The sequence below is a fragment of the Serratia sp. SSNIH1 genome, assembly GCF_002935055.1.
GTDB lineage: Bacteria > Pseudomonadota > Gammaproteobacteria > Enterobacterales > Enterobacteriaceae > Serratia > Serratia nevei.
Window position 1 is genome coordinate 1,642,862 of the sequence record NZ_CP026383.1, and the last position, 19,267, is coordinate 1,662,128.

General features: G+C 63.0%; 18 protein-coding genes. 8 read left to right on the plus strand and 10 right to left on the minus strand.

Translation table 11 applies throughout. From position 1 onward, the window contains the following. Positions 1–46: 46 nt before the first annotated feature. A complete protein-coding gene (gene allD / locus C3F38_RS07860) occupies positions 47–1,096 on the minus strand; it encodes an ureidoglycolate dehydrogenase (RefSeq protein ID WP_055316493.1) in 1,050 nt (349 codons plus the stop codon). Between the two features lie 357 nt (positions 1,097–1,453). Here allD and C3F38_RS07865 point away from each other — a divergent pair, with 357 nt between their 5' ends. From C3F38_RS07865 to cfa, 5 genes are all read left to right on the plus strand, one after another. Further along, positions 1,454–3,121, plus strand: coding sequence for an acyl-CoA synthetase FdrA (locus C3F38_RS07865; protein WP_055316489.1), 1,668 nt, complete (start codon positions 1,454–1,456; stop codon positions 3,119–3,121). Between the two features lie 9 nt (positions 3,122–3,130). Beyond that, on the plus strand, positions 3,131–4,396 hold the full coding sequence (locus C3F38_RS07870) for a DUF1116 domain-containing protein (RefSeq protein WP_055316484.1): 1,266 nt from the start codon (positions 3,131–3,133) through the stop codon (positions 4,394–4,396). Positions 4,397–4,412: 16 nt separating this feature from the next. Next, positions 4,413–5,282 carry a DUF2877 domain-containing protein gene (locus C3F38_RS07875; RefSeq protein ID WP_055316481.1) on the plus strand — a complete coding sequence of 290 codons (870 nt, stop codon included), beginning with the start codon at positions 4,413–4,415 and terminating at the stop codon, positions 5,280–5,282. A gap of 21 nt (positions 5,283–5,303) precedes the next feature. Further along, the gene (locus tag C3F38_RS07880) at positions 5,304–6,206 is read left to right on the plus strand and encodes a carbamate kinase (RefSeq protein ID WP_038875130.1); all 903 of its coding nucleotides are present in this window, start codon (positions 5,304–5,306) and stop codon (positions 6,204–6,206) included. Between the two features lie 194 nt (positions 6,207–6,400). Beyond that, positions 6,401–7,552 (plus strand): cyclopropane fatty acyl phospholipid synthase, encoded by a 1,152-nt coding sequence (gene cfa, locus C3F38_RS07885; RefSeq protein WP_038875080.1) that lies wholly within the window; start codon positions 6,401–6,403, stop codon positions 7,550–7,552. A 283-nt stretch (positions 7,553–7,835) separates the two neighbouring features. On the opposite strand, the gene C3F38_RS07890 is transcribed toward cfa, so the two are convergent. The 3 genes from C3F38_RS07890 to tesA form a co-directional block, all read right to left on the minus strand. Further along, positions 7,836–8,690 (minus strand): co-chaperone YbbN, encoded by an 855-nt coding sequence (locus C3F38_RS07890; RefSeq protein WP_025160052.1) that lies wholly within the window; start codon positions 8,688–8,690, stop codon positions 7,836–7,838. A gap of 77 nt (positions 8,691–8,767) precedes the next feature. Further along, positions 8,768–9,544: an SDR family oxidoreductase gene (locus tag C3F38_RS07895; protein WP_048232880.1), complete on the minus strand. Its 777-nt coding sequence runs from the start codon at positions 9,542–9,544 to the stop codon at positions 8,768–8,770. Positions 9,545–9,570: 26 nt separating this feature from the next. Next, complete coding sequence (gene tesA, locus C3F38_RS07900; RefSeq protein ID WP_162215449.1) at positions 9,571–10,209, minus strand: multifunctional acyl-CoA thioesterase I/protease I/lysophospholipase L1; 639 nt, start codon at positions 10,207–10,209, stop codon at positions 9,571–9,573. Here tesA and ybbA point away from each other — a divergent pair. Together ybbA and ybbP are read left to right on the plus strand one after the other, a co-directional pair. Beyond that, positions 10,180–10,866 (plus strand): putative ABC transporter ATP-binding protein YbbA, encoded by a 687-nt coding sequence (gene ybbA / locus C3F38_RS07905; protein ID WP_055316563.1) that lies wholly within the window; start codon positions 10,180–10,182, stop codon positions 10,864–10,866. The two genes, tesA and ybbA, sit on opposite strands and share 30 nt — an antisense overlap. Next, positions 10,863–13,295 (plus strand): putative ABC transporter permease subunit YbbP, encoded by a 2,433-nt coding sequence (ybbP, locus tag C3F38_RS07910; protein ID WP_047728607.1) that lies wholly within the window; start codon positions 10,863–10,865, stop codon positions 13,293–13,295. Before ybbA ends, ybbP begins: the two co-directional genes overlap by 4 nt. A gap of 68 nt (positions 13,296–13,363) precedes the next feature. Here the strand turns inward: ybbP and purK are convergent, their stop codons facing one another. The 4 genes from purK to ppiB form a co-directional block, all read right to left on the minus strand. After that, positions 13,364–14,431, minus strand: a complete 1,068-nt coding sequence (purK, locus tag C3F38_RS07915) for a 5-(carboxyamino)imidazole ribonucleotide synthase (protein WP_047728605.1) — start codon at positions 14,429–14,431, stop codon at positions 13,364–13,366. Continuing rightward, positions 14,428–14,952 carry a 5-(carboxyamino)imidazole ribonucleotide mutase gene (gene purE / locus C3F38_RS07920; protein WP_038875095.1) on the minus strand — a complete coding sequence of 175 codons (525 nt, stop codon included), beginning with the start codon at positions 14,950–14,952 and terminating at the stop codon, positions 14,428–14,430. Before purE ends, purK begins: the two co-directional genes overlap by 4 nt. A 149-nt stretch (positions 14,953–15,101) precedes the next feature. Continuing rightward, the gene (locus tag C3F38_RS07925; protein ID WP_038875098.1) at positions 15,102–15,824 is read right to left on the minus strand and encodes a UDP-2,3-diacylglucosamine diphosphatase; all 723 of its coding nucleotides are present in this window, start codon (positions 15,822–15,824) and stop codon (positions 15,102–15,104) included. A 10-nt stretch (positions 15,825–15,834) separates the two neighbouring features. After that, positions 15,835–16,329, minus strand: a complete 495-nt coding sequence (gene ppiB, locus C3F38_RS07930; RefSeq protein WP_004940183.1) for a peptidylprolyl isomerase B — start codon at positions 16,327–16,329, stop codon at positions 15,835–15,837. 309 nt (positions 16,330–16,638) lie between these two features. Between ppiB and cysS the strand changes: the two genes are divergently transcribed. Next, entirely contained in the window at positions 16,639–18,024 is a 1,386-nt protein-coding gene (gene cysS / locus C3F38_RS07935) for a cysteine--tRNA ligase (protein ID WP_038875101.1), read from the plus strand. A gap of 61 nt (positions 18,025–18,085) precedes the next feature. Here the strand turns inward: cysS and ybcJ are convergent, their stop codons facing one another. Beyond that, the gene (gene ybcJ / locus C3F38_RS07940; RefSeq protein ID WP_004940179.1) at positions 18,086–18,298 is read right to left on the minus strand and encodes a ribosome-associated protein YbcJ; all 213 of its coding nucleotides are present in this window, start codon (positions 18,296–18,298) and stop codon (positions 18,086–18,088) included. 10 nt (positions 18,299–18,308) lie between these two features. Beyond that, positions 18,309–19,175, minus strand: a complete 867-nt coding sequence (gene folD / locus C3F38_RS07945) for a bifunctional methylenetetrahydrofolate dehydrogenase/methenyltetrahydrofolate cyclohydrolase FolD (protein ID WP_004940177.1) — start codon at positions 19,173–19,175, stop codon at positions 18,309–18,311. Positions 19,176–19,267: the final 92 nt, after the last annotated feature.

Consider the following 19,267-nt stretch of genomic DNA (forward strand, 5'->3'; position numbering starts at 1 on the left):
TCAACCGCGAGCCGCGGCGTAAAAAGCCCACGATAATAAGAGTGTGTTAACTGGCGAAGGGATCTTTATGGTCGTAAGAACGCTGGTAAATAGCATTTGAAATTAAGTATTGATAAATATCGTCGACGATTTCGATGCCGTTTTTCTCGCTTTCCATTTCACGCGCATGGCTATTCTGCCCCGGGTAAAGCACTTTGCTGACGCCCGGCGCCGGCTTAACGGCATTCAATTCTTTCATGACCTGGCTGATATTTTTACGGAATGCGGATTCGTTGGTGAAATAACCCGGGTTCAGAACGATATGCAATTGGCCCAATTCCCGGCCGGCGCTGAGATCGTGATACATCGAGCTGACGTGTTTGCCGAACGGCAGGCCGAGCAAAATGCCCGACAGCACGTCGACCATCATCATCAGGCCGTAGCCTTTCGGCCCGGCGATCGGCAGCAGCCCGCTGACGGCGAACGGATCGGTGGTGTGCTTGCCCTCGGCGTCCACCGCCCAGGTATCGGGGATGGCGGCGTTGCGCGAGCGGGCGTCCAGCACTTTGCCCCAGGCCTGTACGGTGGTGGCCATATCGAAGGTGATCAGCTCATCGCTTTCGCCCGGTGCGGAGAAGGCGATGGGGTTGGTGCCGTAGTAGACCTCGGCGCCGCCGTACGGCACCACCATCGGATCGGACTGGCACAGCGAAATGCCGACCATGCCGGCGCGCGCCGCCTGCTGCACGAAGTACGACAGCGCCCCGCTGTGGCCGATGCGGCGCACGCCCACCACCGCCACGCCGTTCTCTTTCGCCATCTCGATGGCGCGATCCATGCTCAGCTTGGCCGCCACGTGTCCGGCACCATTGTCGCCGTCGAAAATGGCGCTGCAGGGGCCGGTTTTTTCAAAGGTGAAATGCGGGTGATTGTTGGTGCCGCCTTTGCTGATGCGTTCGGAATAGTATTCGACCCTGACCGCGCCGTGAGAATGAATGCCGCGCGCATCGGCATGAACCAGCACGTCGGCGACGATGCCGGCGTGTTCCTGGCTCAGGCCGGCGGCGTGAATTTTTTGCTGGATAAGCTGATGTAATTGTTGTTTAGAGACCTTCATATACAGTCCTTTTATCACTACGGTTTATTTAATTCGCCTCTGCGTTGTAATGTATAAATACCGGGGGGGAATAATGTGATCCAGATGCGTTTTATCCGATTGGATTAAAAATTCGTTGAATTAAATCGCCATTGTTAGAAGTTTTTTACAAATGCTTTTTTCCGTCTGGATTAACTAATATTCAGGCGATTAAGTTATTTTTTCTAACAATAGATAAAGTGTGACCATACTCACCTCCGGGCGTGGTTTTAATTTGTAGCTTGATCATTAACCTTTTCGCTGGATTCAATGCATCGCCGCGCCGCCGGTGCGGGAAATATTGCCGATATTATTAAATGCTGTCTTAAGGATATCACCATGATCCATGCTTTTATTAAAAAGGGGAGCTTTCAGGATTCCGTCAGCCTGATGTTGATCTCCCGCAAACTCAGTGAATCTCCCAAGGTCGAGGAAATATCCGTCATGATGGGGACACCGGCCAATAAATCCTTATTGGAGGTGACCGGTTTCTGGCACCCGCAGTTTAGCGAAGCGACGCCGAACGATATTTGCGTGGCGATCAAAGCGGAGTCCGCCGACGAGACGATCGCCGAGGAGATCGGCGCGGCGCTGGAGGCGGCGCTCAAGGCGATTGCGCAGGGGAGCCAGGGCGGTAAAAAACTGCTGCGGGCGCGCAGCTGGCGCACCGCCAGGCAGAAGCTGCCCGCCGCCAATCTGGCGCTGATCTCGATCGCCGGCGAATACGCGGCGGAGCTGGCGGATAGCGCGCTGGAAGACGGCTGCAACGTGATGATGTTCTCCGACAACGTCAGCGTGGCGCAGGAAGTGGCGCTGAAAACCAAGGCGCGCGAACGCGGGCTGATCGTGATGGGGCCGGACTGCGGCACCGCCTGCATCGCCGGTACGCCGCTGGCGTTCGCCAACGTGGCGCCCGCCGGATCTATCGGCGTGGTGGGCGCCTCCGGCACCGGCATTCAGGAGCTTATTTCGCAAATTACCCTGGCAGGCCAGGGCATCTCGCACGCCATTGGCCTCGGCGGGCGGGATTTGACGGCGGAGATCGGCGGCATCAGCGCCATCAGCGCGCTGCGCATGCTGGCGGCGGATCCGCAGAGTCTTGTGCTGGCGTTCGTGTCCAAACCGCCGGCGCCCGAGGTGCGCCAACGGGTGATCGACGAGATGAAAGCGCTCGGCAAGCCGGTGGTGGCGCTGTTCCTCGGCGCGCAGTCCGCCGTGCGCCAGGAGGGCAACATCACGTTCGCCGCCACGCTGGATGAAGCGGCGCGGCTGGCGGCGATGCTGGGCTGCGTGCAGCAACAGGCGGCGCAGCAGCCTGCGGTGCCCGGCGGCAAAATCGCCGGGCTGTACGCCGGCGGCACGCTGGCGGCCGAATGCGCGATGCTGCTGGCGGAAAAACTGTCCCTGCCGGTGGATAGCGAACACCCGCGCGGCGCCATGCTGGTGGCCGACGGCCATCGCATCATCGACATGGGCGATGACTTTTATACCCAGGGGCGCCCGCACCCGATGATTGACCCGACCGCCCGCAATCAAGAAATCGCCCGCCTGGCGCAGCAGCCGCAGACCGGCGTGTTGCTGCTGGACGTGGTGATCGGCTTCGGCGCTCAGGACGATCCGGCGGCGTCGCTGGCGGCCGAGGTGGCCAACGTGCGCGCGGCGCGCGGCGCGGCCCACCCGCTGGCGGCGATCGCCACCGTCACCGGCACTGAACAGGATCCGCAGCAGCGCTCGCGGCAAATCGCCACCCTGCAGGAAGCCGGCATTGCGGTGATGCCGTCGCTGCCGGCAGCGGTCGCGCTGGCGCATCAGCTGATTACCCCCATCTTACCCGCACCTGAACGCGAACGGCCGGTCTTGCTGGACGGCGTCGCGGTGATCAACGCCGGGCTGCGCAGCTTCGCCGATGACCTGCAAACCAGCGACATTCCGGTGGTGCATTACCAGTGGGCGCCGGTGGCCGGTGGCGATCAACGATTAGCCAACATCTTGAAAAAATTAAAGTAAGGAACCGCTATGTACGCAACGATTGAGCAAGCAAACGCCGCCGTTATCGCCCGTATCCGCGAGGCGCGCCCGCACTGGCAGGATGTGGATCTGGCGCACCGCTTGATCCCGCAGCTGGCCGAAGGGCGCAAGCTGCTGCACGCCGGCCCGCCGGTCACCTGGCAAGAGATGAGCGGCCCGGTGCGCGGCGCCTGCATCGGTGCCTGCCTGTTCGAAGGCTGGGCGCAGGATGAGCAGCAGGCGCTGGCGCTGCTGGCGCAGGGGGAGATCGAGTTCATCCCGTGCCACAGCGTGAGCGCGGTGGGGCCGATGGGCGGCATCACCTCGGCCCACATGCCGATGGTGGTGGTCAGGAACACCGTTCACGGCAATTACGCCTACTGCAACATGAACGAAGGCATCGGCAAAGTGATGCGCTTCGGCGCCTACGGCGAGGACGTGCAGCAGCGCCTGCGCTGGATGCGCGACTCGCTGGCCCCGGTGCTGAAAGCGGTGCTGGCGACGCTGGAGGAGGGGATCGATCTGACCGCGCTGATGGCGCAGGCGATCAGCATGGGGGACGAATTCCACCAGCGCAATATCGCGGCCTCGGCGCTGCTGATGCGCAGGCTGGCGCCGGAGATCAGCCTGTTGCCGCGCGATAAAGCGGAGCTGGCGCAGGTGATGCAGTTCCTCAGCATCACCGATCAGTTCTTCCTCAATCTGGCGATGGCCTACTGCAAGGCGGCGATGGACGCCGGGGCGGAGATTGAGCAGGGCACCATCGTCACGGTAATGACCCGCAACGGCAAGAATTTCGGCATCAAGATCAGCGGGATGGGCGATCGTTGGTTCACCGCGCCGGTGAACACGCCGGAAGGGCTGTTCTTCTCCGGCTTCAGCCAGGCGGACGCCAACCCGGACATCGGCGACAGCGCGATCACCGAAACCTTCGGCATTGGCGGCGCGGCGATGGTGGCGGCACCGGGCGTGACGCGCTTCGTCGGGGCTTCCGGCGGCATGAGCGCCGCCACCAACATCTCCGAGGAAATGGCGGAAATCTACCTCGAACGCAACATGATGCTGCAGATCCCGACCTGGGACTTCCAGGGCGCCTGCCTGGGGCTGGATGCCCGGCGGGTGGTGGAAACCGGCATCACGCCGCTGATCAACACCGGCATCGCCCACCGCGAAGCCGGGGTCGGGCAAATTGGCGCCGGCACGGTGCGCGCGCCGCTCGGCTGCTTCGAGAAAGCGATCGAAGCGCTGGCCGATAAGCTCGGCATTACGGCGTAAGCGAACGGAGGCGCATATGGACATTATCGCGTTGGCCGGCAGCCGCCATGCGACGCAGGATTACGGCGCGCTGCGTTGCGTCGGCAGCTTCAACAACGCGATCAATTTCCTGACGGAAAGCGCACGGCTGCTGACGCTGCACCGCGCCGGCAGCGGCCTGAGCCCGATGGGGTGGCAGCTCGGCGCGCGGGATTTCGATCGCGTGCGGCGTGCGGTGCCGTCCGTACGACGCTGCGCTTTCTCCGCCACAGGCATCACGTTGGATGCGTTCCTGGTGCGGCCCGCCGCCGCGGCGCGGGATCTGGCGCTGGCGCCGCGCGCGGCCATTGCCGATCGGCCGCTGACGGCGGTATTGCAGCGCTGCACGGCGCAGTGCGGGTTGCACGGCGAGCTGGGCCGATTGGTGAGGCAGCCGTTAACGCCGGAGCCGGCCGCGCTGGTGCGGGATTTTTCCCGTTGGCTGCGGGGCGACACGGTCGACTGGCACCAGGCGCTGGGCAAGGGGCCGGGGCTGACGCCGAGCAACGACGACACCTTGCTCGGCCTGCTGCTGAGCGCCCACCTCGACAGCCGCATCCCGGTTACCGGGCTGGCGCCGTTTTTCGCCCAGACGCCACCGCTGGACGCGCTGACCACGCTGGTGAGCGCGCACTACCTGCGTTACGCCGAGCAGGGCGTGTTCGCCACGCCGCTGCATGCGTTGGCGCAGGGGCTGCGGGCGCCTGAAGAGGTATCGGCGGCGGTGGCGGCGATGTTGAGCCTGGGGCACTTCTCGGGAGCGGACACGCTGCTGGGCGTGTGGCTGGGGGTGACGACGATTAACGCACTGTGCGGCGCGCGGTGTGAACACGAGGGCCGGATCGCGGATCCGGTCGGGACGGTATGATTTCAACTACGGGTGCAAACCATGAAAACCTTGGTCATTGCGTTGGGCGGCAACGCCCTGTTGCAGCGCGGAGCCGTGCTCTCTGCGGAAAATCAGTATAAGAGCATCGCCCTTATCGCCGACGCCATCGGCAAGCTGGCGCAGAAATACCGCATTGCCATCGTACACGGCAACGGGCCGCAGGTGGGACTGCTGGCGTTGCAGAACCTGGCGTACCGCGATGTGCCGCCCTATCCGCTGGATATTCTGGTGGCCGAAAGCCAGGGTATGATCGGCTATATGCTGGCGCAGCAGCTGAGCGCCAGCCATCCGCAGCAGCCGGTGTCCACGCTGCTGACGCGGGTGCTGGTGGATGCGCAGGATGCGGATTATCAGGCGCCGAGCAAGTTTATCGGGCCGGTGTATGCGCCGGAACAGCGGCAGGCGCTGGAGGCCAAATACGGCTGGACGCTGAAGGCGGACGGCAACTACATCCGCCGGGTGGTGCCTTCGCCGGCGCCGCAAAAGATTCTCGACATCGAGGCGATCACGCTGCTGCTGTCGCAGCGGCACATCGTGATCTGCAACGGCGGCGGCGGTATCCCGATGATCACCGGCGAGCATGGGCTGACGGGCAGCGAAGCGGTGATCGACAAAGATCTGGCGGCGGCGCTGTTGGCGGAGCAGGTGGGGGCCGATCATCTGGTGATCCTCACCGATGCCGACGCGGTTTACCAGGAGTGGGGCACGCCGCGCCAGCGCGCCATTCGGCGCGCCACCACGCAGGAACTGGCGCCGATGGCGGTGGCGGACGGCGCCATGGGGCCGAAGATCATGGCGGTCAGCCGCTTCGTCGACCGCACCGGGCGGACGGCCCATATCGGTGGCCTGCAGGATATCGACGCGGTGCTGGCGGGCCAGGCCGGCACCTCTATTTTGCCTTAGCCGCCGTCGGTTTATCCGCGCCCGCGCCGGCGCGGATAAGTATGCCTAAATGGCATGATTTCAATAATTTTTATTCATTTCATGATGTTGCTCGCCTTGGCTAGAGTAAAAACACCCCGGTATTTACCGTCAAAAATTTGTCATTTTTATTTGCGACTATGCTTTTTGAAATGACATTTCGGCCAAGGATTGTTATGGATTCGCTCAGTGTTGATGAACTCGCCCAGAAGAAGGATCGCTGGTATCGCATTGTGGAGGAGATGTTGGCGGAAGCCGGCGTCGCCATCAACGGCCCGCGCGCCTGGGATATCCGGGTGCACAACCCGGCGCTGTTCAAACGCATTTTGCAGGAAGGCTCGCTCGGTTTCGGCGAAAGCTATATGGACGGCTGGTGGGAGTGCGAACGGCTGGACATGCTGTTCACCCGCATTCTGCAGGCCGGCGTCGATGAGCGGCTGCCGAAAAGCCTGAGCGACATCGCGCGCGTTGCCTATGCCCGGCTGTTCAACCGCCAATCGCGCAAGCGCGCCTGGCAGGTGGGCAAAGAGCACTACGACATCGGCAACGACCTGTTCCGGGCGATGCTCGATCCTTACATGCAATACTCCTGCGGCTACTGGAAAGAGGCGCAGACGCTCGAGCAAGCGCAGCAGGCCAAGCTGCGGATGATCTGCGAAAAACTGCAGCTGAAGCCGGGCATGACGCTGCTGGATATCGGCTGCGGCTGGGGCGGGTTGGCGCAGTTTGCGGCGCAAAACTACGGCGTCTCGGTGCACGGCGTGACCATTTCCGCCGAGCAGCAGAAGCTGGCGCAGGCACGCTGCGCGGGGCTGGACGTCGAGATCTTGCTGCAGGACTACCGCGATCTGGATCGCCAGTTCGATCGCATCGTGTCGGTCGGCATGTTCGAGCACGTCGGGCCGAAAAACTACGAGACCTATTTCAGCGTCGCGGCGCGCAACCTGAAGCCCGACGGCTTGTTCCTGCTGCACACCATCGGTTCCAATCAGACCGATCTCAACGTCGACGCCTGGATAGACAAATACATCTTCCCCAACGGCTGCCTGCCTTCGGTGCGGCATATCGCCGAGGCCAGCGAAGGGCGTTTCGTGATGGAGGATTGGCACAACTTTGGCGCCGATTACGATCGCACGCTGATGGCCTGGCTGGAGAACTTCAAACGGGCGTGGCCGCAATTGGCCGGCGGCTATTCCGAGCGCTTCGAACGCATGTTCACTTATTACCTGAACGCCTGCGCTGGCGCGTTCCGTTCGCGCAACATTCAGCTGTGGCAGGTGTTGTTCAGCCCGGCGGGCGTGGAGGGCGGGGTGCGGGTCTATCGCTGATATCCCCGTCATATTTCAAGCTGCATCTGTGTTGGCTGCGTTTGCGCGCCCCGGTCGCTTACTTGAGTAAGTTCCCGGGGACTTACAAACTTGCCGCCTTGATGCAACTCGAACTATTTAGGGGATACCCTTCAATATTTACTTTGGGACAACACATATACCCAATGGATTTGCAGTTGCGTCTAGGCGGCAAACGTGAGAAACCCCAGGCGCTTAGATAACTAAGTGACTGGGGTTCAAACGTGCAGCCAACAACGATGCGGCTGGAAAGACGAAGGGTATATCAGTACAGCAGGGAGTACAGCTGGCGGCGATATTTAGCGGCCAGCGCGTCGCCGGTGCCGAGTGCGGCCAGAATGTCCATCAGGGTCTTGCGCGCGTTGCCGTTGGCGGCGGCCAGATCTTTCTTCAGATGCCCCATCAGCAGTTCCAGCGCTTCTTCGTTACGCCCGACCTGATGCAGCTGCAGCGCCAGCTGCACTGCCAGCTCGACGTTGTCCGGCTGCTGCTGTACCTGCTGTTGCAGCTGTTGGATTTCCGGCGTGTCCGCCGCCTGCTTCAACAGTTCAATCTGCGCCACCAGCCCCTGATAGCGGGTATCGCGATCCTGCAGCGGGATGGTTGCCAGCACCGCTTCGGCGTCTTCGCTGCGGCTGAGCGCGATCTGGGTTTCGGCCAGGGTCAGGCCGATGTCGCTGCGCTGTTGGCTGCTCTGCCAGGCGTCTTTCAGCAGCGGCAGCGCTTCGGCGGCGTTGCCGGCGGCCAGCAGTTCCTGCGCCTGCGCCAGTTTCAGGTCTTCTTCCTTCGGCAGGAAACGCTGCAGCAAGTCGCGGATCGCTTCTTCGGGCTGCGGGCCCTGGAAGCCGTCGACCGGCTGGCCGTCTTTGAACAGGTAGACCGTCGGAATCGAACGCAGCCCGAACTGGGAGGCGATCATTTGTTCGGCGTCGCAGTCCACCTTGGCCAGAATGAACTGACCGGCGTATTCCGCCGCCAGCTTGTCCAACACCGGCGTGAGCTGCAGGCAGTGTTGGCTGCGCTCGGACCAGAAGTAGAACAGCACCGGAATGGACATCGATTGTTCCAGCGTCTGGTGCAGGTTAGTTTCGTTAATATCAACAACAGCTTGAGCTAGCATCTTTTTTCTCTCTGATCGTGCGGAGCCATGGGGTGTAGATGGGGGCGCGCCGCCATTCTTCAACCCCGGCGGGCGAATTAAGCGTTGCCGCGCAGCAGCCAATCCAGACAGCGGCCCGGCAGAATGCGGCGCAGCACGCTCATGGCGTGCGCCAGCAGGGTCACCGGGTAGCGCAGTTTGGCGCGCGGGCTTTCCAGCGCGTGGCGCAGTTTGGGCAGAATGGCCTCCGGCGGCAGCGTCAGGCGCTTGGCGATGCCGGGGTTGTGCACCGGCTTGTCGCTCTGCGCCTGGTTGACGTTCTGGCTAAAGTGGGTAGAAATCGGCCCCGGTTCGATCAGGCTGACCTGAATGCCGCTGCCGTGCAGCTCCATGCGCAGCGCGTCCGACCAGGCCTCCAGCGCGAACTTGCTGGCGGCGTAGGCGCCGCGCCCGGCGCTGGAGACCAGCCCCATCACCGAACTGGTCTGGATAATGCGCCCTTCGCCGTGCGGCAACATCGCGGGCAACAGCAGCTGGGTCAGCTGGTGGGTGCCGAACAGGTTGGTGGCGAACTGCCGTTCCAGCTGGCTGCGCGAAATGCGGCTGAGCGGGCCGTAAACGCCGAAGCCGCCGTTGTTGAACAGGCCGTACAGGCGGCCGCCGGTCAGCGCGATCACCTCGGCGGCGGCGCGCTCGACGCTGGCGCTGTCGTCCAGATCCAGCTCGATACCTTCCAGCCCGAGCTGGCGCATGTTTTCCACGTCCTGCGGCTTGCGACAGGCGGCCAGCACCCGGTAGCCGCGGTTGCGCAGATCCTGCGCCGCAATCAGTCCAATCCCGCTGGAGCAGCCGGTTATCAATACTGCTTTTTGCATAACTTTACCTAGTGTACGACCCTAATTTAGTGAGACTCATGTTTTACTAGCGGTTCCAGGCGCTCCGCCATCCAGGAGGCGATAAACGGCTGGGCGTCCCCATTGGGGTGCAATCCGTCATCCTGCATCCATTCCGGCTTCACCACCACCTGTTCCATATAGAACGGCAGCAGCGGAATGTTGAACTGCTTGGCCAGCGCCGGGTAGACGGCGCTGAACGCCTCGGTATAGCGGCGGCCGTAGTTCGGTGGGATGCGGATCTGCATCAGCAGCGGCTGTGCGCCGGCCTGCTGCACCTGTGTGATGATCTGGCCGAGATCGCGCTGTACGTCCTGCGCCGGGAAGCCGCGCAGGCCGTCGTTGGCGCCCAGCTCGATCAGCACCCAGCGCGGCTGATGCTGTTTCAGCAGCGCGGGCAGACGCGCCAGCCCCTGTGCGGCGGTGTCGCCGCTGATGCTGGCGTTGACCAGCTGCGGCGCGCCCGGTTTTTTCTGCCACTGTTCGGCCAACAGCGTCGGCCAGGCCCGCTCGATCGGCAGGCGGTAACCGGCGCTTAAACTGTCGCCCAAAATCAACAAGGTATCGGCGGCGACAGCGCGTAAACTGAATAATCCCAACAGCAAAAGGAAGGGAAGATGCCAGCGGAAAACGTTCTTGAAGTTCATCATCTTAGTAAACACGTTGGTCAGGGTGAGCATCAGCTCACCATCCTTACCGGAGTCGAGCTGCTTGTCAAACCCGCGCAGACGATCGCCCTGAGCGGCGAATCCGGATCGGGGAAATCGACCCTGCTGGGCATTTTGGCCGGGCTGGATGACGGCAGCGAGGGCGAGGTGCGCCTGCTCGGCGAGTCGCTGACCGCGTTGGACGAAGAAGGCCGCGCCGCGCTGCGCGCCAGGAACGTCGGCTTCGTATTTCAGTCGTTCATGCTGGTGCCGACGCTGAACGCGCTGGAAAACGTGCAGCTGCCGGCGCTGCTGCGCGGCGAGAGCGACAGGCAGAGCCGCGAGCAGGCGGTGCAGCTGCTGGAACAGCTGGGATTGGGCAAACGGCTCGATCACCTGCCGGCGCAGCTGTCCGGCGGCGAGCAGCAGCGTGTGGCGCTGGCGCGCGCCTTCAGCGGCCGGCCGCGGGTGCTGTTCGCCGATGAACCGACCGGCAACCTCGATCGCCAGACCGGCGATCGCATCGCCGATCTGCTGTTTTCCCTCAACCGCGATTTTGACACCACCCTGATCCTGGTGACCCATGACGAAACCCTGGCGGCGCGCTGCCAGCGGCGGCTGCGGCTGCGCGAAGGCAAGCTGTGGGAGGAAGCATGATCTGGCGCTGGTTCTGGCGCGAATGGCGCTCGCCGTCGCTGCTGATCGTTTGGCTGGCGCTGACGCTCTCCGTGGCCTGTGTGCTGGCGCTGGGCAGCATCAGCGATCGCATGGACAAAGGGCTCAGCCAGCAAAGCCGCGACTTTATCGCCGGCGATCGGGTGCTGCGCAGTGCGCATCCGGTGCCGGAAGGCTGGCTGCTGGACGCGCAGCAGCAGGGGCTGAAACTGAGCCGTCAGCTGTCGTTCACCACCATGACCTATGCCGGCGATCGGCCGCAGCTGGCGGACGTGAAAGCTACCGATCTGGCTTATCCGCTGTACGGCAAGCTGGAAACGCGCCCGGCCAACATCAAACCCGAACCGGGCAGCGTGCTGGTGGCACCGCGTCTGCTGGCGCTGCTGAACGTGAAAGTGGGTGATTCGCTCGAGGTGGGCGACACCACGCTGCGCATCGCCGGCGAAATCATTCAGGAGCCGGACGCCGGCTTCAACCCGTTCCAGACCGCGCCGCGCATCATGATCAACCTGGCGGACGTCGATAAGACCGGCGCGGTGCAGCCGGGCAGTCGCCTGACCTACCGCTACATGTTCGCCGGCGCCGAGCCGGATATTCAACGTTACGAAGAACGGCTGACGCCGCAGTTGACGCCGGATCAGCGCTGGTTCGGGCTGCAGGAGTCCGGCAGCGCGCTCGGCAAGTCGCTGCAGCGATCCCAACAGTTCCTGCTGTTGTCGGCCCTGCTGACGCTGCTGTTGTCGATCGCCGCCGTGGCGGTGGCGATGAGCCACTATTGTCGCAGCCGCTACGATCTGATCGCGGTGCTGAAAACCCTCGGCGCCGGGCGCGGCGCGCTGCGTAAGCTGATCGTCGGCCAGTGGCTGGCGGTGATGGCGCTGGCGGCGGTGTGCGGCGGGGCGATCGGGCTGGCGTTTGAAGCGCTGTTGATTCGCCTGCTGAAACCGGTGTTACCGGCCGCATTGCCCGCCGCCGGCGCCTGGCCGTGGCTGTGGGCGCTCGGCGCGCTGGTGCTGATTTCACTGCTGGTCGGGCTGCGGCCGTACCGTCAGCTGCTGGCTACCCAACCGCTGCGGGTGCTGCGCCGCGATGTGGTGGCCAGCGTCTGGCCGCTGCGCTACTTCCTGCCGGTGACGGCGGCGGTCGTGGTGGCGCTGCTGGTGACGCTGATGGGGGCCAGCACGCTGCTGTGGGCGATCCTGGCCGGTATGGCGGTGCTGGCGCTGCTGCTGGGCGGCATCGGCTGGGGCAGCCTGTTGTTGCTGCGCCGCATCACGCTCAAGAGCCTGGCACTGCGGCTGGCGGTTAACCGCCTGCTGCATCAGCCGTGGGTGACCATTAGCCAGCTGGCGGCATTTTCGCTGTCGTTCATGCTGTTGGCGCTGCTGTTGGTGCTGCGCGGCGATCTGCTCGAACGCTGGCAGCAACAGCTGCCGCCGGACAGCCCGAACTATTTCCTGCTCAACATGACCGAGGCGCAGGTGCCGCAGGTGAAAACCTTCCTGCAGCAGCATCAGATCAAGCCGGAAACCTATTATCCGATCGTCCGGGTGCGCCTGACCGAGATAAACCAGCAGCTGGCGACCGAGCGGGTGCATGAAGACGATCCGGGCGGCGAGGCGGTGAACCGCGAGCTGAACCTGACCTGGCTGGCCGATCTGCCGGATCATAATCCGCTGGTGGCGGGCAGCTGGCCGCCGAAAAGCGGCGAAGTCTCGATGGATGAAGGCATTGCCGGGCGGCTGAAGATCACGCTGGGCGACACGCTGACCTTCAGCGGCGATACCCAGGCGTTCAGCGCCAAGGTCACCAGCCTGCGCCAGGTGGATTGGGAAAGCCTGAAGCCGAACTTTTACTTTATCTTCCCGCCGGGCGCGCTGGACGGCCAGCCGCAGACCTGGCTTACCAGCTTCCGCTACGACGGCGACGGCCGGATGCTGACCCAGCTCAATCGCCAGTTTCCGACGCTCAGCCTGCTGGACATCGGCGCGATCCTGAAACAGGTCGGCGGCGTGCTGCAGCAGGTCAGCCGCGCGCTGGAGGTGATGGTGGTGCTGGTGGTGCTGTGCGGCGGCTTACTGCTGCTGGCGCAGGTGCAGGTCGGCATGCGTCAGCGCCGCCAGGAGCTGGTGGTGTACCGCACGCTGGGGGCCGGCAAACGGCTGCTGCGCCGCACGCTGTGGTGCGAGTTCGCCCTGCTGGGGCTGGTGGCGGGCATCGCGGCGGCGGTGGGCGCCGAGGCGGCGCTGTGGCTGCTGCAGAGCCGGGTATTCGACTTCCCGTGGACGCCGACGCCGGTGCTGTGGTGGGCGCTGCCGCTGGCCAGCGCGCTGCTGCTGTCGCTGTGCGGCGGCTGGCTGGGCGTGCGCCTGCTGCGCGGCCGGGCGCTGTTCCGCAGTTATGAGGGGTGATGTTGACTTAGCGGGATGAAAAAGGGGTTAGCCTAAGGCTAACCCCTTTTACTTTCGGCGGCGGCGCTTTAGGCCAGCTTCTGCTGTGCCCAGGCCAGCCCGCTTTGGTATTCGCCCGGCAGCAGCGGCGCCAGCGCCTGCAGCGCCTGGCGCAGATCGGCGGCGCTCGGGTCGTTCAGATTGAGGTGGCCGACCTTGCGGCCCGGGCGCACCTCTTTCTCATACCAGTGCAGATGTACCAGCGGCAGCGACAGCCACTGTTCGTTGACGGCGGTGCCGATCAGGTTGACCATCACCGACGGCGTGCTCACCACCGGCTGCGGCAACGGCAGGCCAAGGATGGCGCGCAGATGCAGTTCGAACTGGCTGATGGACGCGCCGTTTTGCGTCCAGTGGCCGCTGTTGTGCACGCGCGGCGCCAGTTCGTTGATCAGCAGCCGATCGCCGACGATAAAGCACTCCATCGCCATCACGCCGACGTAGTTCAGCTCGTTCAGGATCGCCGCCAGCATCTGCTCGGCCTGTTGCTGCAGCGCCGGGTTGGGCTGCGGCAGCGCCACGCTGGTGCGCAGGATGCCGTCTTCATGCAGGTTGTGGGTCAGCGGGTAGAATACCGAACGGCCGTCGTGGCCGCGCGCGCCCACCAGCGACACTTCGCCGGAGAAATTGATGCCTTGCTCGACGATGCACTCGCCATAGGCATCGGCCGGCAGTTCGGCTTCCTGGCCCGGGCGCAGGCGCCATTGGCCGCGGCCGTCATAGCCGCCGACCCGGCGTTTGACGATCGCCAGCTCGCCCAGCGAAGCGAATACCTGCGGCCATTCGGCGGCGCCCGCCAGCAGCTGCCACGGCGCGGTCGCCAGGCCGAGCTGGTCGAGCAGCTGTTTTTGCGTCAGGCGATCGGCCAGGCGCGGGAAGATGTCGCGGTTGACGAAGGCGCTGTGGGTCGCCAGCTCGCGCGTTAGCGCGGTTTCCGGCCAGCGTTCGATCTCGGCGGTAATGACGCTGTTCTGATACGGCACCGCCTCGGGCTCGGCATCGATGCCGACGGGATAAACGGCGATGCCCAGCGGTTCGCCGGCCTGGCGCAGCATGCGCCCCAGCTGGCCGTTGCCCAGTACGCAAACCGGCTTCATGCGTCCTCCCGCGGATCGGGGTGGTTCAAGACGTCTTCGGTCTGCGCCCGACGCCAGTCCGCCAAACGCTGCGCCAGCGCGGCGTCGTGCAGCGCCAGGATTTGCATCGCCAGCAGCCCGGCGTTGGCGGCGCCGGCTTTGCCGATCGCCAGCGTGCCCACCGGAATGCCGCGCGGCATCTGCACGATGGAGTACAGGCTGTCTACGCCGCTCAGCGCGGCGCTTTGCACCGGCACACCCAGCACCGGCACCAGGGTTTTCGCCGCCAGCATGCCCGGCAGGTGCGCCGCACCGCCGGCGCCGGCGATGATCACGTCAAAGCCGTTGGCGGTAGCCTGCTCGGCGAAGCTGAACAGCTTGTCCGGCGTACGGTGGGCGGAAACGACTTCGACATGGAAGGGGACTTCGAGCTGGGTCAGGACTTCGGCGGCGAACTGCATGGTGGCCCAGTCACTTTTCGATCCCATTACAATTGCGATTTTCGCCCCGGTAGTGGCGGCTGAAGCGGCGTTGGCTCCCATGGGTGTAAGGCTCCTGTGATTTGTCTGGCGTCGGCTGAGGGCCGAATGAGGGCGTAGAGCATACCATGAGCGCACGGCAAGGAAAACGGTTGCGTCGCCGGTTTTCACCGCCAAAAGCGCGAATTTTCACTCGCGCGCCAGTCCGGGGCTCAGAATGGGAATTGGATCAGCTCGACGGCGTCGGCGCTGACTTTGATCATCGATCCTTCGACGTGCCAGGCGCCCAGCACCGCGCGATGGGCTTCGCCGTTGCTCAACGCCAGCCGGTGCACCGCCGGGCGATGGGTATGGCCGTGGATCATCCAGCGCACGTCGTGGCGCAGCATCGTCTGTTCGACTGCCTGCGGGTTGACGTCCATGATGGCTTCCGACTTGTACTGGTTGGATTGCTGGCTGCGGGCGCGCATGTTGGCGGCGATCTTCAGTCGCCAGCGCAGCGGCAGCGCCAGGAACAATTTTTGAATCAGCGGGTTGTGCACTTTACGGCGGAATTGCTGATAGGCCTGATCGTCGGTGCACAGGGTGTCGCCGTGCAGGATCAGGATCCTGCGGCCGTACAGCTCCAGCACTTTCTCTTCCGGCAGCAGCTGCATGCCGCTGGCGCGGGCGAAGCGCTTGCCGAGCAGAAAATCGCGGTTGCCGTGGATGAAGTAGCAGGGCACGCCGGCCTGTTGCAGCGCTTTCAGCGCCGCGGCGATCTCCGCGTGCAGCGGCTCGGGATCGTCGTCGCCGATCCAGGCTTCAAACAGGTCGCCGAGGATGTACAGCGCGTCGGCGTGAACCGCTTCGCGCTGTAAAAAACGCAGAAAACCGGCAGTGATTGCCGGTTCCTGTGCGCACAAGTGCAGATCTGCGATGAACAGCGTACTCATGCAGCTGCGATTACTCGCTGACGGTTACGCTGTTGATCACGACGTCTTCTACCGGTACGTCCTGGTGCATGCCGCTGCGGCCGGTTTTCACGCCTTTGATCTTGTTGACCACGTCCATGCCTTCAACCACTTCAGCGAACACGCAGTAGCCCCAGCCCTGCACGTTTTCGCCGCGGAAGTTCAGGAAGTCGTTGTCAGCCACGTTGATGAAGAACTGTGCGGTGGCGGAGTGCGGATCGTTGGTGCGCGCCATTGCCAGGGTGCCGATGGTGTTTTTCAGACCGTTGTTGGCTTCGTTCTTGATGGTCGCGTTGGTCGCTTTCTGGTTCATGCCCGGCTCGAAACCGCCGCCCTGGATCATGAAGCCGTTGATCACACGGTGGAAGATGGTGTTGTCGTAGAAACCGGCGCGGCAGTAGTTCAGGAAGTTTTCAACGGTAACCGGTGCTTTGTCAGCAAAGGTCTTGATAACGATATCGCCGTGATTGGTGTGGAAAGTAACCATAGTTTTAATCCTAACAAGGTGAAGTGAGACGTCACGTAAAGCGAGTGAACATTCAGACCGCCCTTATAACATATCCGCCCCAGCGAGTCAGCAGCGGCTCAACCGCGCACTGTCTGTGGTAATTGCATTTATGTTATATTATAACAATTACGCCAGCCGTCGAATTTCGCGCATTTTATTCGCGTGAAGTCAGCAAAGCATGGCCTTAACCTTGCAATAGATCAGGCTTCAGGTTTCAATACGCTACCGGGCGGAAAACCTGAAGCCCGGTTATCTTTTTTGTTATCACGCACACCACGGAATCTCCCGATGCTAAAGATTTTTAATACCCTGAGTCGTCAAAAAGAGGAATTCAAACCCATTCATGCCGGGAAAGTGGGCATGTACGTGTGCGGGGTAACCATCTATGACCTGTGTCACATCGGCCACGGTCGTACCTTTGTCGCTTTCGACGTGGTGGCGCGTTACCTGCGCTACCTCGGCTATTCGCTGAACTACGTGCGCAACGTCACCGACGTGGACGACAAAATCATCCGCCGCGCGGCGGAAAATCATGAAACCTGCGACCAGCTGACCGAACGCATGCTGGCGGAAATGCACGCCGACTTCGACGCGCTGCTGATCGACCGCCCGGATCAAGAGCCGCGCGCGACCCAGCACATCGCCGAGATCATCGAGATCACCCAGCGCCTGATCGATCGCGATCACGCCTATGTGGCCAGCAACGGCGACGTGATGTTCTCCATCGACAGCGATCCGCAATACGGGCTGCTGTCGCGCCAGGATTTGGATCAGCTGCAGGCCGGTGCGCGCGTAGAGATCGACGACGTGAAACGCAACCCGATGGACTTCGTGCTGTGGAAGATGTCCAAGCCGGGCGAGCCGAGCTGGCAGTCGCCGTGGGGGCCGGGCCGTCCGGGCTGGCACATCGAATGCTCCGCCATGAACTGCAAACAGCTGGGCACCCACTTCGACATCCACGGCGGCGGTTCCGATCTGATGTTCCCGCACCACGAGAACGAGATCGCACAGTCGAGCTGCGCCCACGACGGCCCGTACGTCAATTACTGGATGCACTCCGGCATGGTGATGATCGACAAAGAGAAGATGTCCAAATCGCTGGATAACTTCTTCACCATTCGCGACGTGCTCGGCCATTACGATGCGGAGACGGTGCGTTACTTCCTGATGTCCGGCCACTATCGCAGCCAGCTGAACTACAGCGAAGAGAACCTCAAGCAGGCGCGCACCGCGCTGGAGCGCCTCTATACCGCGCTGCGCGGCACCGATGCCGACGCCGCGCCGGCCGGCGGCGAAGCGTTCGAAGCCCGCTTCCGCGAAGCGATGGACGACGACTTCAACACCCCGGAAGCCTACTCGGCGCTGTTCGATCTGGCGCGCGAGGTTAACCGCCTCAAGGGTGAAGACATGGCGGCGGCCAACGGCATGGCGGCGGAACTGCGTAAGCTGGCGAACGTGCTCGGCCTGCTGCAGCAGGAGCCGGAGCAGTTCCTGCAAGGGGGCGCTCAGGTTGACGACGGCGAAGTGGCGGAGATCGAAGCGCTGATCAAACAGCGTAACGAAGCGCGTGCCGCGAAGGACTGGGCGCTGGCGGATGCCGCTCGCGATCGGTTGAACGAGATGAACATCGTGCTGGAAGACGGCCCGCAGGGCACCACCTGGCGCCGCAAGTAATCCGGCCGCAGGGAAAAACAAAAAAGGCGCTGAATTCAGCGCCTTTTTCTATGGCTGCGGGTTAGGGTTTAACCATGACCTTGCCGCCGTTGAATTCCACCACCTGATCGGCGACGATCTTGCAGCGCTTGCGGGTTTCGACTTTGCCGTCGACTTTCACCCGCCCTTCGGCGATGACTTCTTTGGCGGCGCCGCCGCTTTCACACCAGCCCTGGAACTTCAGCAGATCGCACAGTTCGACGTGGGGATGATTGTCCAGATTGAAAATTTCCATACTGCCTTACTTATTTAGGTTGAACGTCGTGATATTCCTCGCAGGCCTGCAAGGTATTTTGGATCAGTGTAGCAACGGTCATCGGGCCGACGCCACCCGGCACCGGGGTGATGTAGGCGGCGCGCTCGCTGGCGGCGTCGAAATCGACGTCGCCCACCACTTTACCGCTTTCCAGACGGTTGATGCCGACATCCACCACGATGGCGCCCGGTTTGATCCAGTCGCCCGGAATGAAGCCCGGCTTACCGACCGCCACCACCAGCAGATCGGCGTTCTCGACGTGGTGACGCAGATTCTTGGTGAAGCGGTGGGTGACGGTGGTGGTGCAGCCGGCCAGCAGCAGCTCCATGCTCATCGGGCGGCCGACGATGTTGGAGGCGCCGACCACCACGGCGTTCAGGCCGTAGGTATCGATGTTATAACGCTCCAGCAGGGTGACGATGCCGCGCGGCGTGCACGGGCGCAGCTTAGGCGCGCGTTGGCACAGGCGGCCGACGTTGTACGGGTGGAAACCGTCGACGTCTTTGTCCGGATGAATGCGTTCCAGCACCTTGACGTTATCGATGCCGGCCGGCAGCGGCAGCTGGACCAGAATGCCGTCGATTTCCTCATCGGCGTTCAGCTGGTCGATCAACGCCAGCAGCTCGGCTTCACTGGTGGCAGCGGGCAGGTCGTAGGAGCGGGAAAGGAAGCCGACTTCATCGCAGGCGCGGCGCTTGCTGGCGACGTAAATTTGCGAAGCCGGGTTCTCGCCGACCAGCACAACCGCCAGCCCTGGGGCGCGTTTGCCGGCCGCCAGACGTTGTTTCACTTGCTCAGCCACTTCGTTTCTAACCTGCTGCGCAATCGTTTTACCATCAATAATCTTTGCTGACATCAGTGTGGAAATCCATCAATTAAGAAAAGCGGGGATGCCGCTATTCTGGCAGAAGCTGAGCGCGCTGTCAGGCGCAGAATCACCCTCGCGGC